The 13,452-nt window shown below is 36.7% G+C and carries 11 protein-coding genes; 8 read left to right on the forward strand and 3 right to left on the reverse strand.

Annotated features, from left to right (window positions below; all coding sequences use genetic code 11):
* Nucleotides 1-78: 78 nt before the first annotated feature.
* The 8 genes from J3U73_RS01560 to J3U73_RS01595 all read left to right on the forward strand — a co-directional run bounded on the left by J3U73_RS01560 (nt 79) and on the right by J3U73_RS01595 (nt 8,106).
* Complete coding sequence (locus J3U73_RS01560) at nt 79-2,667, forward strand: sigma 54-interacting transcriptional regulator (protein ID WP_267409385.1); 2,589 nt, start codon at nt 79-81, stop codon at nt 2,665-2,667.
* Between the two features lie 123 nt (nt 2,668-2,790).
* On the forward strand, nt 2,791-3,201 hold the full coding sequence (locus J3U73_RS01565) for a PTS sugar transporter subunit IIA (protein ID WP_267409386.1): 411 nt from the start codon (nt 2,791-2,793) through the stop codon (nt 3,199-3,201).
* Nucleotides 3,194-3,679, forward strand: a complete 486-nt coding sequence (locus J3U73_RS01570; RefSeq protein ID WP_220269522.1) for a PTS system mannose/fructose/N-acetylgalactosamine-transporter subunit IIB — start codon at nt 3,194-3,196, stop codon at nt 3,677-3,679. Before J3U73_RS01565 ends, J3U73_RS01570 begins: the two co-directional genes overlap by 8 nt.
* A gap of 15 nt (nt 3,680-3,694) precedes the next feature.
* The gene (locus tag J3U73_RS01575; RefSeq protein WP_267409387.1) at nt 3,695-4,510 is read left to right on the forward strand and encodes a PTS mannose/fructose/sorbose/N-acetylgalactosamine transporter subunit IIC; all 816 of its coding nucleotides are present in this window, start codon (nt 3,695-3,697) and stop codon (nt 4,508-4,510) included.
* Entirely contained in the window at nt 4,503-5,345 is an 843-nt protein-coding gene (locus J3U73_RS01580; protein WP_258562436.1) for a PTS system mannose/fructose/sorbose family transporter subunit IID, read from the forward strand. Before J3U73_RS01575 ends, J3U73_RS01580 begins: the two co-directional genes overlap by 8 nt.
* A gap of 17 nt (nt 5,346-5,362) precedes the next feature.
* Nucleotides 5,363-6,736, forward strand: a complete 1,374-nt coding sequence (locus J3U73_RS01585) for a family 43 glycosylhydrolase (protein WP_267409388.1) — start codon at nt 5,363-5,365, stop codon at nt 6,734-6,736.
* 189 nt (nt 6,737-6,925) lie between these two features.
* Entirely contained in the window at nt 6,926-7,048 is a 123-nt protein-coding gene (locus J3U73_RS01590) for a hypothetical protein (protein WP_258562437.1), read from the forward strand.
* Nucleotides 7,021-8,106 (forward strand): PTS sugar transporter subunit IIC, encoded by a 1,086-nt coding sequence (locus J3U73_RS01595; protein WP_267409389.1) that lies wholly within the window; start codon nt 7,021-7,023, stop codon nt 8,104-8,106. The genes J3U73_RS01590 and J3U73_RS01595 overlap by 28 nt, the downstream gene beginning before the upstream one ends.
* 75 nt (nt 8,107-8,181) lie before the next feature.
* Here the strand turns inward: J3U73_RS01595 and pgmB are convergent, their stop codons facing one another.
* From pgmB to J3U73_RS01610, 3 genes are read right to left on the reverse strand one after another with little or no spacing between them, the layout of a single operon-like run.
* Nucleotides 8,182-8,874 carry a beta-phosphoglucomutase gene (gene pgmB / locus J3U73_RS01600; RefSeq protein ID WP_267409390.1) on the reverse strand — a complete coding sequence of 231 codons (693 nt, stop codon included), beginning with the start codon at nt 8,872-8,874 and terminating at the stop codon, nt 8,182-8,184.
* Entirely contained in the window at nt 8,855-11,671 is a 2,817-nt protein-coding gene (locus J3U73_RS01605; RefSeq protein ID WP_267409694.1) for an alpha-L-rhamnosidase, read from the reverse strand. Before J3U73_RS01605 ends, pgmB begins: the two co-directional genes overlap by 20 nt.
* An 18-nt stretch (nt 11,672-11,689) precedes the next feature.
* On the reverse strand, nt 11,690-13,393 hold the full coding sequence (locus J3U73_RS01610; RefSeq protein ID WP_267409391.1) for a glycoside hydrolase family 3 protein: 1,704 nt from the start codon (nt 13,391-13,393) through the stop codon (nt 11,690-11,692).
* Between the last annotated feature and the right edge of the window lie 59 nt (nt 13,394-13,452).

Consider the following 13,452-nt stretch of genomic DNA (forward strand, 5'->3'; position numbering starts at 1 on the left):
TAACTTGTTATTCTTAACTTGGGAAGAGAAGATAAATATGGTTAAATTGAGTAAGCGCTTAAAAAGGACGTGATTATTATGAGGGCCAAGTATCGGGTATTAGCTCAAGTTAAGAAAATGTTGCAAGAACAAGAAATGGTTACCACTCAGGAAGTTGCCTCGGCAATGAAACTGTCGCGAGGTGTGGTAAGCTTGTACCTTTCGCAGCTTTATCAGGAAAATTTATTGCAAAAACGGGGAACAAAACCTGTTTATTGGTTAGACTTGCCTAAAAACTCAACATTTAGTGACTTAATTGGTGCCAATGGTAGTCTTAAAAAAGTTGTAAAGGAGTGTAAGGCAGTTGTTAATTACCCTCCAAATGGTTTTCCAATCATTATCACTGGTCCATCAGGATCTGGCAAAAGCTATTTGGCCTTTTTAATTTTTAGGTATGCTCAGGAAGTTGGTGTAATTTCTTCGAATGCAAATTTCGTGGCATTAAATTGTGCCGATTATGCTGATAACCCTGAACTACTGTCTGCAGTTCTGTTTGGCTACAAAAAGGGTGCTTTTACTGGTGCTGATGAGGATCGCACTGGTTTAATTGATCAGGCTAATAATGGCTATTTGTTTTTAGATGAAGTTCATCGCTTACCGCGTGAAAGTCAGGAAAAACTTTTTATTTTACTTGATTCGGGTAATTTTTATCCTTTAGGTGAGAGTGAGCATGTCAAGCATGTTAATATTCGTTTTTTGTTTGCCACTACTGAAAAAATTGAAACTAATCTTTTAAAAACTTTTCGTCGACGCGTTCCTTTGCAAGTAACATTACCTTCTTGGACAAGCAGGCCAATAAGCGAAAAATGTTCATTAATTGAATATTTTTTTCAAAAAGAAAGTTCCCGAATTGACTGTTCTATCCGTGTTTCTTACGGTACTATCACTAATTTACTTAATTCTCAATTTATCGGCAATGTTGGCTCACTTGAAAATAAAATTAAACTAATGTGTGCAGAAAGTTATCATCGTGATAATACATTTTTAACTTTAAATATTGGTACAGATAGTGATATCGAAAAAGGTAGTTGGTTGATTAAAAGTAGTCAAACTAAAAAGATATTGCAGTGTTCATCTTCTTTATGTCAGACATTATTAAGCACTTTAATAAACACATTGCGAGAAAATGAGGAGCAAAAGCATTCTCTTACTGATCAATCATTAACCATTACACAATTTCTTCGCGATTTACAACAAAATGTCGCACACTTGGCTGTTGATGAAGATTATACCAATTATCTTGTTAGAGAACTTAAGACGACTTTAAAAATTGTTGGGGCAAAATATGGGTTCACCTCGTACTTGAAAGATTCAAAAATAAAGCAAGCCTCAGCTTTAATAGCACTTATGCAGGAAAATACTACTATATCTGAACTAGCAGCCATTGATGCATTAATTAAACGACGTTATCCACGTACAATTTATTTATGTAAACAAGTTCAGCAAAGGTTATCTTTCAACATATCCTCAACTTTAGTAGATATTATCCTTTTATATACTGTCTTTGATGACATAGCCGCTCATCTTGAACACCAAAATCTACTGGGGATTATGGTTTGTCATGGTGGTAGAATTGCTTCTGATATTTGTTCAATTGTTAATGATATATGCCAAAGTTACATTTTTGAGGCTTTTGATATGCCTTTGGAAGTCTCAAATAAGCAAATTGTTACCCAAGTTAACCACTACCTTAAACAACAGAATCGTGGTTACGAAGGCACAATTCTTTTGTTTGATATGGGTTCCCTAAGTAAGTTATACCAACAAGTTAAACCACTGCTTAATAATGATTTATTGGTAATTAACAACTTGACGACATCAATTGCGCTTGATTTAGGAATGAAAATTCAACACAATGAAACTTTCAAGAAAATAGCTGCCGAAGCAGAAAAGTATCCTAAAACCATGAATGTTCAATACTATGAAGGAATTTCACCACAAGCTAATATCATCGTCTCCTGTATGTCTGGTGTGGGACTATCTGAAGAGGTAAAAAGGATTCTAAAAAAGCACCTGAACACTAAAATAGCTATTATCACAATGGATTATCATGATTTGAAATTAGCTCTTAAGAGCCATGAGAATTCTTATTTTGCTAATACTAAATTTATTCTGACCACTAATGATTTGCCAAAACAGAACTCAACTGAAGTTTTAAACATATATAACATAATGGATAGAAATGGTGATCGAAGGCTGCGACTACTACTAAAAAGTTTGGGTGAAAAGCCGGAAACTATCAATAATTTGTTAACTTCGTTTTTAAGATTTTTTACAATTGGCGGAATTAAGGGAAGGCTGCGTTTCCTGAATCCGGACAAAGTCATACCTGAGATTCAGGGAATTGTCACTAAGTTTGAAAATTATTATCATCTTGACTTAAGTAACAAATTTAAACTAAGCCTATATATGCATATAGCTCTCATGCTTGAGCGACTAATGCTAAAAAAAGATGATGCCTCTGAAATTAAAAGTAAAGCTATTACAAGTAATGAAAAAGAATTTTATCAAGTTGCTAAAAAAATTTTTCATCCAATTGAGGTCAAATACAATATTACGGTTGATGACTATGAATTGTCTCTAATCTTTGAGCTTTTTAAGGCAAATTCAAGATATAAAAATGCTTAAAAAAGTGCTTAAAAAAGGCACTTTATTTTTTTATGCTTGAAAGAAATCATTTAAATGAAAGGCTTTCTAACTGTTGGCACAATATTTGCTCTAAAGAAAATGATAGAAATTGGAGGTGAAAAAATGCGTAAATTTATTTTAGTAAGTCATGGCACTTTAGCCGATGGAGTAAAAAATTCCGTTGAACTGATAAGTGGAAAACAAAAAAATTTAATCTCTTTTAGTATGAAAGAAGGGCAAGGACCGGTTGATCTTAAGCAAAAAATAAAGTCTGTACTTAACGAAAACAAAAGGCATGAGATTGTTCTTATTTCTGATTTTCCGGGAGGCAGTGTTAACACGCTGTTAATGGAGTTTTTGCAATATCAAAATGTGTATTTAGTCTCGGGGATGAATTCGATGCTTGTACTCAGCATGATCTTAAACCAGGCAGATATTGCAACATGCATAAAGGCAGGAATTAAAGCCGGCAAAGCAACAATTAAGCAAATTAAAATTGAACAGAATGAACAGGAGGATGATTTCTTTGATTAGTCTTTTACGAGTAGATGATCGGTTAATTCACGGTCAAGTGGCAGTTGTTTGGAGCAGATATTTGGGCGTTAATCGGATTGTTGTGGCAAATGACGAGATCCTAAATAATGAGGTACAAATAATGGCGCTGAAAATGTCAGTTCCAGAAGGCATAAAACCCTTTTTCGTTAGTATCGATAAAGCCATCGGGCTATTAAATAATCCTAAAGCTGATAAATTAAAGATCATGGTTGTAGTAAACAAGCCACAAGATGCTTTAAAAATCGCACAAAAAGTACCTAATATTCCGCTAATAAATTTAGGTAATTATGGCAGAGTTGGCAGTGAAAATATGTCTGAGAAAAAGCAGCTTAGTAAAAATATTTTTGTAACGGCAAAAGATGAGCAGATTTTGCAAGAATTGCTTGCTACCAAAATAAAAATCAATGTCCAACCAGTACCAACTGATCCGGACATTCAATTAGCAGACTTAATTTGACGAGGGAGGTAAAAAATGTTTGTTCCAGCGTTATGGGTTGCATTAATCATGTTCATTGGAAATTTTTCTGATTGTGGGATGTCCGATCCGATGATTCGAAGACCTTTAGTAATGTCAATGCTAGTCGGACTGGCACTTGGTGATTTAAAAACCGGCATTATGATGGGTGCTTCTTTGGAGGTTATTTTTTTGGGTATAAGCGGAATAGGAGGAGCAATGCCATCTGATTCCATGACGGGTGCCATTTTTGGTACTGCATTTGCTATTTTAAATCATCAAGGAGTTGCAGTAGCACTATCTTTGGCTGTCCCAATTAGTTTATTAGCCGTTTTTGTTAATCAATTAGTAATATTTATTCGTGGGTTATTATTAACTTTTTTTGAAAAATATGCTGAGACTGACCGAAGTAAAGCAATTGAACACTTGCAATATTTGAGTATTATTGGTGGTCCGCTGGTTTATGCACTCATTGGCTTTTTAGGTATTTATTTAGGTTCAAGCTCGATTTCTACATTAGTACATGCAATTCCAGAAGTGGTAATGAATGGCCTAACGGTTTTAGGTCAAATGCTACCTGCACTTGGAATCGCTCTTCTTCTTAATATGATTTACGAAAAAGGTAACATGATTTATCTTTTATTAGGTTTCTTATTAGCTTGTTATTTAAAGCTACCAATTATTGCGGTTGCTCTAATTGGGATTATTCTTGCCGTTATCTTGTCATCAATCGATAAGAGCATTTTAGACGTAAAAAACATGAAAACGGTAGAGCAGCCGAAGGATTCACCAAGTAATGAGGATTCGATTGAGGAGGATTTTTTCAATGACTAAGCAACAAAAAACGATTACGGCAAGTAAGCAGTTAATGGATAAAAAAACTTTTCGAAAAATTTTTTGGCGCTCTTTCTTGCTTCAAGGTTCATGGAATTACATTAATGGTGCCGGAGTTGGCGCTTTGTATATGATATTACCATTTATAAGAAAGTTATATCCTAATCCTGAAGATAAAAATGAACGAATTTCTGCTTTAAAGAGAGGACTGGCATATTTTAATATTACGCCAGCAATTGCACCATTTCCGATGGGAATAGCTGCAAGTATGGAAGAACAAAATAAAGAGATCTCTGATTTTGATCCAAGTTCAATTAATGCTGTTAAAGCGAGTCTAATGGGGCCATTATCCGGTATTGGTGACTCACTTTTCTGGGGAACTATTAGAGTTATTGCTGCTGGAATAGGTATTAGTTTAGCCAAAGCAGGCAACATTTTAGGACCTATTTTATTTCTAGTTATTTATAATGTTCCCAATTTATTAGCACGCTATTATGGCTTGAAGTATGGTTATGAACTTGGGGGTGAATTCATTCAAAAGGCATACGCTAATGGATTAATGAAGATCATTACTAAGGCCGCTGGAATTTTAGGAATGATTATGGTTGGTGCGATGACTTATAGCACAGTTACCTTAAAAACAATCTTAAAGTTTAAAATGGGCAGCATGACCTTTAATTTACAACAAATACTAGATCAAATAATGTTGGGTATAATTCCTTTAACGGTAACGCTAGGAACATTTTGGCTAATTAGAAAAAAGGTTAGCGCGAATAAAATCATTCTGTTAATGGTTATTCTTTCTTTTGCCTTAAGTGCATTAAAGATATTTTGATCAGTGAGGATTGAGTAATGGAAAAATATTTATTTAGGCCTGACAATTGTTTTTTTGGTGACTGTATGCCTTTTTACAATAGTCAAGAAGGCTTGTTTTATCTTTACTTTCAAAAAGATACTCGAAATCCTGTTCCTTTTGGCGATCCTTTTGGGTGGGAGCTTGCAACAACTAGCGATTTTGTTAACTATCAACGCTATGGTGAAGTGCTGAAAAGAGGCACAGAAACAGCAAATGACCAATTTATTTATGCTGGTAGTGTTTATGAAGATTTAAAAGGGAAAATACAGGCTATTTATACAGGTTTTAACCGTAATTTTATTGAGCAAGATAAGCCTTCTCAAGTTTTAATGCGTGCTTCTAGCAATGACGGAATAAACTGGCAAAAAAATGGTATCGCTATAGACTTATTACCGCAGCCGGGATACGACTCTAATAACTGGCGTGATCCTAATTTAGTTTGGGACGAAGAAAGAGAAGAATATTTTTTAATTCTTGGAACAAGGCTTAAAACAAATGAAAAAGAAAAAAGTGGCCGATTAGTTTATTATGTTTCCAAAGATGGAAAGGAATGGTCTTTTAAAGGTGATTTTTGGGCACCAAACTTATATACAATGATTGAAATGCCACAGCTATTTAAAGAAAAGAATTGGTGGTATCTGGTATACTCTGAATATGATTTAGAAAAAACGACCCATTATGCGATGAGTAAAAGTATTATGGGACCCTGGATAATACCGGCACAAGACACATTTAATGGTAGGGCTTATTATGCTGCTAGGACTGCATCTAACGGAATCGAGCGGTTTCTTTTTGGCTGGGTACCATCAAAAGAAGCAGGAAAAGACGGAAATAATTATTTATGGGGTGGAACCTTTTTACCACTAAGAGTGCTCATAAGTGAAAATGGAGAACTAAAAACCGCACTACCCACGGCTTTAAAATTGGCGGTGAAGGATCAGCTTAAATTTATTCCACAAGAAATCAGTACGCCATATAAAAGAAGTGAAATTAGTTATCATAAAAGATTATCCGGTAGGAGCTATTTGTTAACAAATAAAATTAAATATAAAAAGGGAACGAGAAGCTTTTCCGTCATTTTTTTTGAAAATCCTCAGACTAAGGTTGGTTATGAGTTTAATATCGACTTCAATAAACAAGAATTAAGCGTCCGCCGTACACCTAATTTGCACTGGTATCAGATGATGAATATTGGGCTTACTAGGCAAGTAAACTTAAAGCCTGATACGGAATACCAATTCTCAGTATTAATCGATGAAACTGTAGCAGTGTTTGAAATTGCGGGTGTTTGCTTAAGTTGTCGAATAGAAAAATGTGATACCAATTCATTATCTCTTGCTGTAGTAGACGGAACAGTAAAAGTAGCTTAAAAATAAAATTGACTATCTAACAATAAAAAACCTGAATTTTGATTGCATTGGAACAAAATTCGGGTTTTTGTTTTCTACTATATTTGAACTATGAAAAGAGCAATATTAATAAATTATTAATTAATTTATTTACTTTTTCATTTTTAATGTTAAAATATTTAACTATATTTATTTTTAGGAGGAAGAATCATGCAAGAAGTCATTACTAACCAAGAGTTGTTGAAAGTCATTTTGAAAGGTAAGGTACATGTAAAGGCAAGAGTAAAAAGTAAAGGAGTATTCTCATGGCAGATGCAACTAACAGCAAATTAACCGTTAAAACCTTTTTTAACAATATTCTAGCAGGAACTGCTACTGGCATTATTGTCGGCTTAATTCCGAATGCCGTAGTGAGTGCCATTTTAAAATTATTTGGTCAAAATCAAGTTACAGCAGGAATAGGTCAGGCACTTTTGATTTTTCAATGTGCCACCCCCTTATTAATTGGTGCCCTCATTGCTATTCAATTCAAGATGGCACCTTTAGATGTAGCGATAGTTGCGGCAGCAGCTTATGTCGGTTCTGGTGTAACCAAATTTGTTCCTCAGATTGTCAATCCAGCAACCAAAGCTCCTGGTGTATTTATTTCCGCAGGAACAGGGGATTTAATTAATACGATGATTACAGCTGGATTGGCTACCAGTCTGATCTTACTCGTTGGCAACCGTTTTGGTTCGGTTAAAATCGTTGCAGCCCCAATTCTAATCGGTGGGGGTGCTGGCTGGATTGGCCTGTTGATATTACCGTACGTAAGTAAAATTACGACGTGGTTAGGGACTGTTATTAATTCCTTTACTAATTTACAACCAATTTTTATGTGTATCTTAATTGCTTGCATGTTTGCAATTTTAATTATTTCTCCTATTTCAACAGTAGCAATTGGAATGGCTATCCAATTAAATGGTCTTTCAGCTGGGGCTGCAGCAATGGGTGTGGCCGCAACAACAATCGTCTTAGTTGTTCACTCATGGCGGACAAACAAATCCGGTATTACCTTGGCAGTGGCTCTGGGGGCTATGAAAATGATGATGCCTAATTTATTTAGACATCCGATTATTTTACTGCCAACCCTAATAACCGCAATTGTTTCGGCTATTCCCGTAGCCTTATTCCATGTTAGCGGAACGCCGGCATCAGCTGGTTTTGGGTTAGTCGGATTAGTTGGTCCACTTGCTTCAATCGATGCAGGTAAGGCTAGCATTAGCGTCATTCTAGCATTAGTAGTTTGGATTGTTATTCCGGCTTTGGTAGCAATTATTTGCCGCTTTGTTTTTGAAAAAATCTTTCATGTATATGATGAAAAAATTGTTTTCGCATACTTAGGTGAATAAGGCTATTGTCGAAGTTTATATCAAAATAAAAGGATCCAGCCTCAAGTTAAAGAGGTTGAATCCTTTTTTGTTTGTTTAAGTTTTTTCAATTTCAAAGGGTCGATTAAGCTTCTTAAATTCTTCCCAAGCAGATTCTATTTGGTCATAGTTTAGGGCTGAAGTATCTGGAAATAGTAGTTTTGCTTCACTCAACTCATTTTTAGCACCAACGCCAACTGAAAGTGCACCGGCTTTATTAATTGCTTTAATACCGGCAATTGAATCTTCAATTCCAACACAGTCTTTAAGATCGACATTGATTGCAGATGCTGCTGCTAGGAAAATATCCGGCGCAGGTTTACCCGCTGCCACTTTGCTTGGATCAGCAATTGCATCAAAAACAGAATTTAATTGTAGTTTCTCTAAGATATAAGGGCCATTAAGGCTGGCTGAAGCTAGTGATAATTTAACATCATGTTGTTTAAATTGGGAGATTATGTCAGATATTCCTGGAAGAATATTTTGTGGTGTTAAACTGGCAAGTAATTCACGAAAGACTTTATTCTTTTCGTCTGTCATTTCTTGAAAATCTGCATCACTAACTTTGATATCGAGATAGTTTAAGATTGCTGTTAAAGAGTCTTTACGACTAACTCCTTTAGTTTGCTTTTCTAATTCGTCAGGCAAATCGCGGTTAAAATGATCTTTAATTAACTTACGCCATGCCTGAAAGTGGTAAACAGAGGTATCGGCAATTACGCCGTCAAGATCAAACAGTACGCCTTTCATTTAAGAACTTCCTTTCACTTGCTAATGGTGTTTGTACCATGATTTCTTTGATTTTTGCAAAATCATCATCTGAAATATTAATAAATGGGAGCATTACGTTCATCTTGGTTAAAGAACTACCACCAAAAGTTTCCAGATTCTTAGGATCTTTCAAAAGGCCAAATACGTCATTAATTGGTTCTAATTTTTCAACTAATTCCTGGTCAGCCATAATTTGCTTGGCGGTCATTGCTAAGTTGTAATATTCAATGTAACTAGTTACTGGTTGGTAGCTAATAGTGTATTTTCCGCCGGTAAGGGTCAATGGTAGGCTTTCACTCACGCCATTGACTTGCACTTGTCCGTTAGTCCGAGGCAATTTAACCGTTACTGTTTGTCCAAATGGAATAGTTAAGTTAATTTCAATCGTATGTTTTTCGTCTTTTTCAAGTTGATATTCAATTTGCAGGTCACCATATGAGCTTTCATAATGGCCCTGAACATGTTTAAGACGATAATCAAATTGTGGTGCAAACTCAACTTTTTGGTAGCCGTTTTCTTGATGATGAAGACCGAGAACTTGTTGATAAACCCACTGCATGATTGCTCCGATGGAGTAATGATTTAATGAATTCATTCCTTCAGGGTTCATTGAACCGTCAGGTAAAACTGAGTTCCAACGTTCCCAAATGGTAGTAGCTCCAAGGTTAACGGCATAAAGCCAACTTGGGAAATCTTCGTTTAAGAAAATTTGGGTAGCTAATTTATGCTCACCGTTTTCTGACAATACTTGACAAATTAATGGGGTACCCACGAAACCAGTCTTTAGATGATTATTATCCTTACCAAGGCGTGTCACTAAATCACTTACGACACGCTTTTTCTGTTCTTCAGGAATTAAGTCAAAGCGCAGTGCTAATGCATAAGCGGTTTGGGTGTCAATTGCTAGACGCCCGTTGTTCGTGATATATTCAGCTCTAATAGCCTGCTTGATAGCTTTAGCCTGTTCAGCGTATTTTGCTGCATCTTCTTGATGACCTAAAACTTTAGCAGCGGCAGAAACGATTGAACTTGAATAGTAGTAGTAAACGGAGGCAATGAAGTCTTCATCAGTTTTACCGGTAGGCATTGCCGGATTTTCACCATCAAGTGATAACCAATCACCAAATTGGAAACATCCTGTCCAAAGATTTGGTGTTGAAGTCGATTGACTAATCCAGTCAACCCAAGCCTTCATACTGGAATAGTTTTGCCTTAAAATTGCTGGATCACCGTATGCTTCATAAACTGTCCACGGAATGACGGTTGCAGCATCACCCCAAATAGCGGCTCCACCACTGTCATTACCCATTGCTGGGGCATACATAGTGAGCATGCCATCGTGATTGTTTTGCTCAATTTGCATGTCACGGGCATACTTCTTAAAGAATGCGTATGCATCCATGTTTAAGACAGCAGTACTTGAAAAAATGTCTGCGTCTCCAGACCATCCAAGACGTTCATCACGCTGCGGACAATCTGTTGGTACATCAAAGAAGTTGCTCTTTTGACTCCACATTACGTTAGCTAACAAGCGATTAACCTTGGCATTATCTGTCTTAATAGCCCCGGTAGTTTTCATGTCTGAATAGATCACTGCTGACCTAAAATCTTCCTTAGTTAGTGGTTTAGTATTGCCAGTAACTTTGACATAGCGGTAGCCGTAATAAGTGAAGTGGGGACGAACCCATTTTTGTTCACCATTTGAAGTATAGTGGAATGCTGCCCGAGCCTCTCTCAAATTGTCACGGTAAAAATTACCATTTTGCAGAATTTCGCCAACCTGTAATTTAAGTGTAGTGCCGCTATTTTCCCGGTTAAAGAATTCTGGCCATCCAGCATGATTTTGACCAAAATCTAAGACTGTTTCACCAGCAGGTGTCGTAATTATTTCTTTAACTGGAAGGTATTCGTTAACTTTAAGAGGTAAGCTCAAACGATCATGTAGAATTTCTTTAGGATGATCGAGTACGGTTACCGGTTCCCAGTCAGCTATTACATGAGTATCATCATAATCCTCACCATAATAGATAGCCGACTTAGTGATTTTACCGGAAGTAGTTTTCCAGGAAGCATCACTTAAAATTGTTTCTGTTGAATTATCATAGTATTGAACATGTAATTCAGCAATAGCCATTTGGCGATCGCCGTAGATATTGTCTTGGCCGCCATCAAAACCAAAATTGCCTTTATACCAACCATCACCAAGTGAAATTAATAATTCTTGGTCAGAGGATTTTTGAAGAAGTCTGGTTAAGTCATAAGTCTGCACTTGAACCAATTGGTCATAGGCGGTTACACCGGGGGCCAATATTTCATTGCCAACTTTTTCCTTATTCAGGTAGGCTTCATAAACTCCTAGACCGGTCATGTAAAGACGAGCACTTTTTACCGGCTTTTTTAACGCAAAGTTCTTTAAAAGCAAAGTATTTTGAAGATCTTTATTAGAATTGCCAATCCAACTTGCAGTGAATGGCTCAGCCATTTTACCCGTTTCAAAGAAACTATTTTTACTGCTTTCATCGTTAGCATTTTTTACCGAAACGGTTAATTCATAGCGCGTTCTAGGCTGCAAGTTAATCGCAAAATCAAAAAAGTTATTCTTGTAATCTTGCCAGTCTGAATCGTAAATTTCTTGATCAGCTTTAACTACGACTCTTTTCTTTGTATCTTGCATAGCGGCAGAACTAGTAAGATTAAAGTCAACCCGTAAATGATTATCTAAATCATAACCAAGTGGTTCGGTTAAATGATTAATTGTAATCTGATTAATTTCAATCATGATTTTACTCTCTTTCTATAGACGGGTATCGAAGCGACCGCAGAAAGGATCTACTGGGTTTTTACCGAGAAATTCTTCTTGACCCATCATTTTCTTTAATAAAGCATCGATAGTAACATCGTTGCCAGTATATGCATTGACGTAAGTTGAAACCATTGGGATATCAAAGAGGTGGTAAGGGTTGCAAGTGGAAACAAAGACAGTTGGGATGTCCTTCATGAACCACGGTGCATCTGCGGCCATTAAATGAATCCAATCTAATCTAGTGGTCGTTTGGTTACTTGCAGTTTCAACGTTGGCAACGTAAAAGGCAAGGTCAAAGCGATCTTTTTCAAATTGGACACCACCTTCAAAAACTTCTTGGACGTCTAAGTGCTTTCGATCAAAGACAGAAACCTGGAATCCTTTTTCCTCAAGTTTTTCTTTAAACTTGGCAGTTACTTTACCACCTTCTTTAAAGCCACCATCATCCGTATCACCTAAAACGACAAGACGAACTCGTGGATATTTCTTCGGTGTTATTGGCAGTAATTGGTCACGATCCTTAACAAGTGTTACTGATTCTTCAGCAACCTTAGCAGCAAGCTTTTCGTGTTCTGCTAGCTTTAAGTCGAAATTACTTGATGAAGGTTCACAAAGTTCACCTGCGGTATTCATTACGCCTTGTGCTACCTTAGTTGCGATAATTCTCGTAACAGCTTCATCAACGCGTGACATTGGAATAGTTCCGTTAGCTACGGCATCAGTAATAAATTGATAATCTTCGTCAATGTCTTTATTAAAGAGAATCATGTCAATACCGGCATTGATTGTTGCAGGTAAGGCTTCTGAGCGCTTCATGATTGCGTTATAACCAATCATTGGCGTTGCGTCAGTAATGGTTAGGCCGTTGAAGTTCAAAACTTTCCGAAGTAAGCCGTTAATTAAAAGCTTAGAAGTTGAAGCCGGTCGTAAATCTTTATCTTCAATTCCTGGTTCAAGTCGGCGTTCCCAAGCAGGCTGCATAATATGAGCAATCATGATACTTGGTAAACCATTATCAATTAAGTGATGATAAATTTCTCCGTAGGATTTCATCCATTCATCAGCCGAAAGCGAATTAATCGAACTTAATAAGTGCTGGTCACGTTCATCGACACCATCACCAGGGAAGTGCTTGGCAACAGGAATAACGTGGTTAGCATTTAATCCGACAATTTGAGCATCAGACATTCTAATCACTCGTTCCTTATCACTCCCATAAGTCCGGACATTCATAATTGGATTACGGAAGTTTTGGTCCAAGTCGACGATCGGTGCAAATGACATGTTGCCACCAACTTGTTTTGCTTCGTAACCGGAGACATCTCCTAAGTTATAAGCGTTTTGAGCGTCATCGGTTGCAGCAATCTGTAATGGGCGGCCAAACCATGTACCGCCGTTAACAAGTCCATTACCACCAGCTTCAAGGTTAGCTGCGATTAAAAGGGGAATGTCACTTGCTTTTTGTGAAGTTGCAATTTCGTGTTGCAGTTTTTTGGCATCATCGGGACGGTACATAATTCCGCCTGGTTGATATTTTTCGACAAATGCTTTCAAGTCCGTGTTTTCTTCGTCTTCACCGATAACAAAGAAAAGTTGACCGATTTTGGCATCGGTGGACATGCTTGCTACTTTTTGCTTGACAAAGTCAATTTGCGCAGCAGACAAGTTATAAGGTTTTTTAGATAGGTCTGTCATATTTTTCCTCCGTGTGCTATAAATATAAATTGATTTTAGTCTTAACTTTAATCTTAAGC

The sequence above is a fragment of the Lactobacillus sp. B4005 genome (assembly GCF_026536045.1).
Classification (GTDB): domain Bacteria; phylum Bacillota; class Bacilli; order Lactobacillales; family Lactobacillaceae; genus Lactobacillus; species Lactobacillus panisapium.

Coding starts and splice junctions, on each gene's coding strand:
- J3U73_RS01560 (WP_267409385.1), top strand. CDS start 79: ATGAGGGCCAAGTATCGGGTATTAGCTCAAGTTAAGAAAATGTTGCAA.
- J3U73_RS01565 (WP_267409386.1), top strand. CDS start 2,791: ATGCGTAAATTTATTTTAGTAAGTCATGGCACTTTAGCCGATGGAGTA.
- J3U73_RS01575 (WP_267409387.1), top strand. CDS start 3,695: ATGTTTGTTCCAGCGTTATGGGTTGCATTAATCATGTTCATTGGAAAT.
- J3U73_RS01580 (WP_258562436.1), top strand. CDS start 4,503: ATGACTAAGCAACAAAAAACGATTACGGCAAGTAAGCAGTTAATGGAT.
- J3U73_RS01585 (WP_267409388.1), top strand. CDS start 5,363: ATGGAAAAATATTTATTTAGGCCTGACAATTGTTTTTTTGGTGACTGT.
- J3U73_RS01590 (WP_258562437.1), top strand. CDS start 6,926: ATGCAAGAAGTCATTACTAACCAAGAGTTGTTGAAAGTCATTTTGAAA.
- J3U73_RS01595 (WP_267409389.1), top strand. CDS start 7,021: ATGGCAGATGCAACTAACAGCAAATTAACCGTTAAAACCTTTTTTAAC.
- pgmB (WP_267409390.1), bottom strand. CDS start 8,874: ATGAAAGGCGTACTGTTTGATCTTGACGGCGTAATTGCCGATACCTCT.
- J3U73_RS01610 (WP_267409391.1), bottom strand. CDS start 13,393: ATGACAGACCTATCTAAAAAACCTTATAACTTGTCTGCTGCGCAAATT.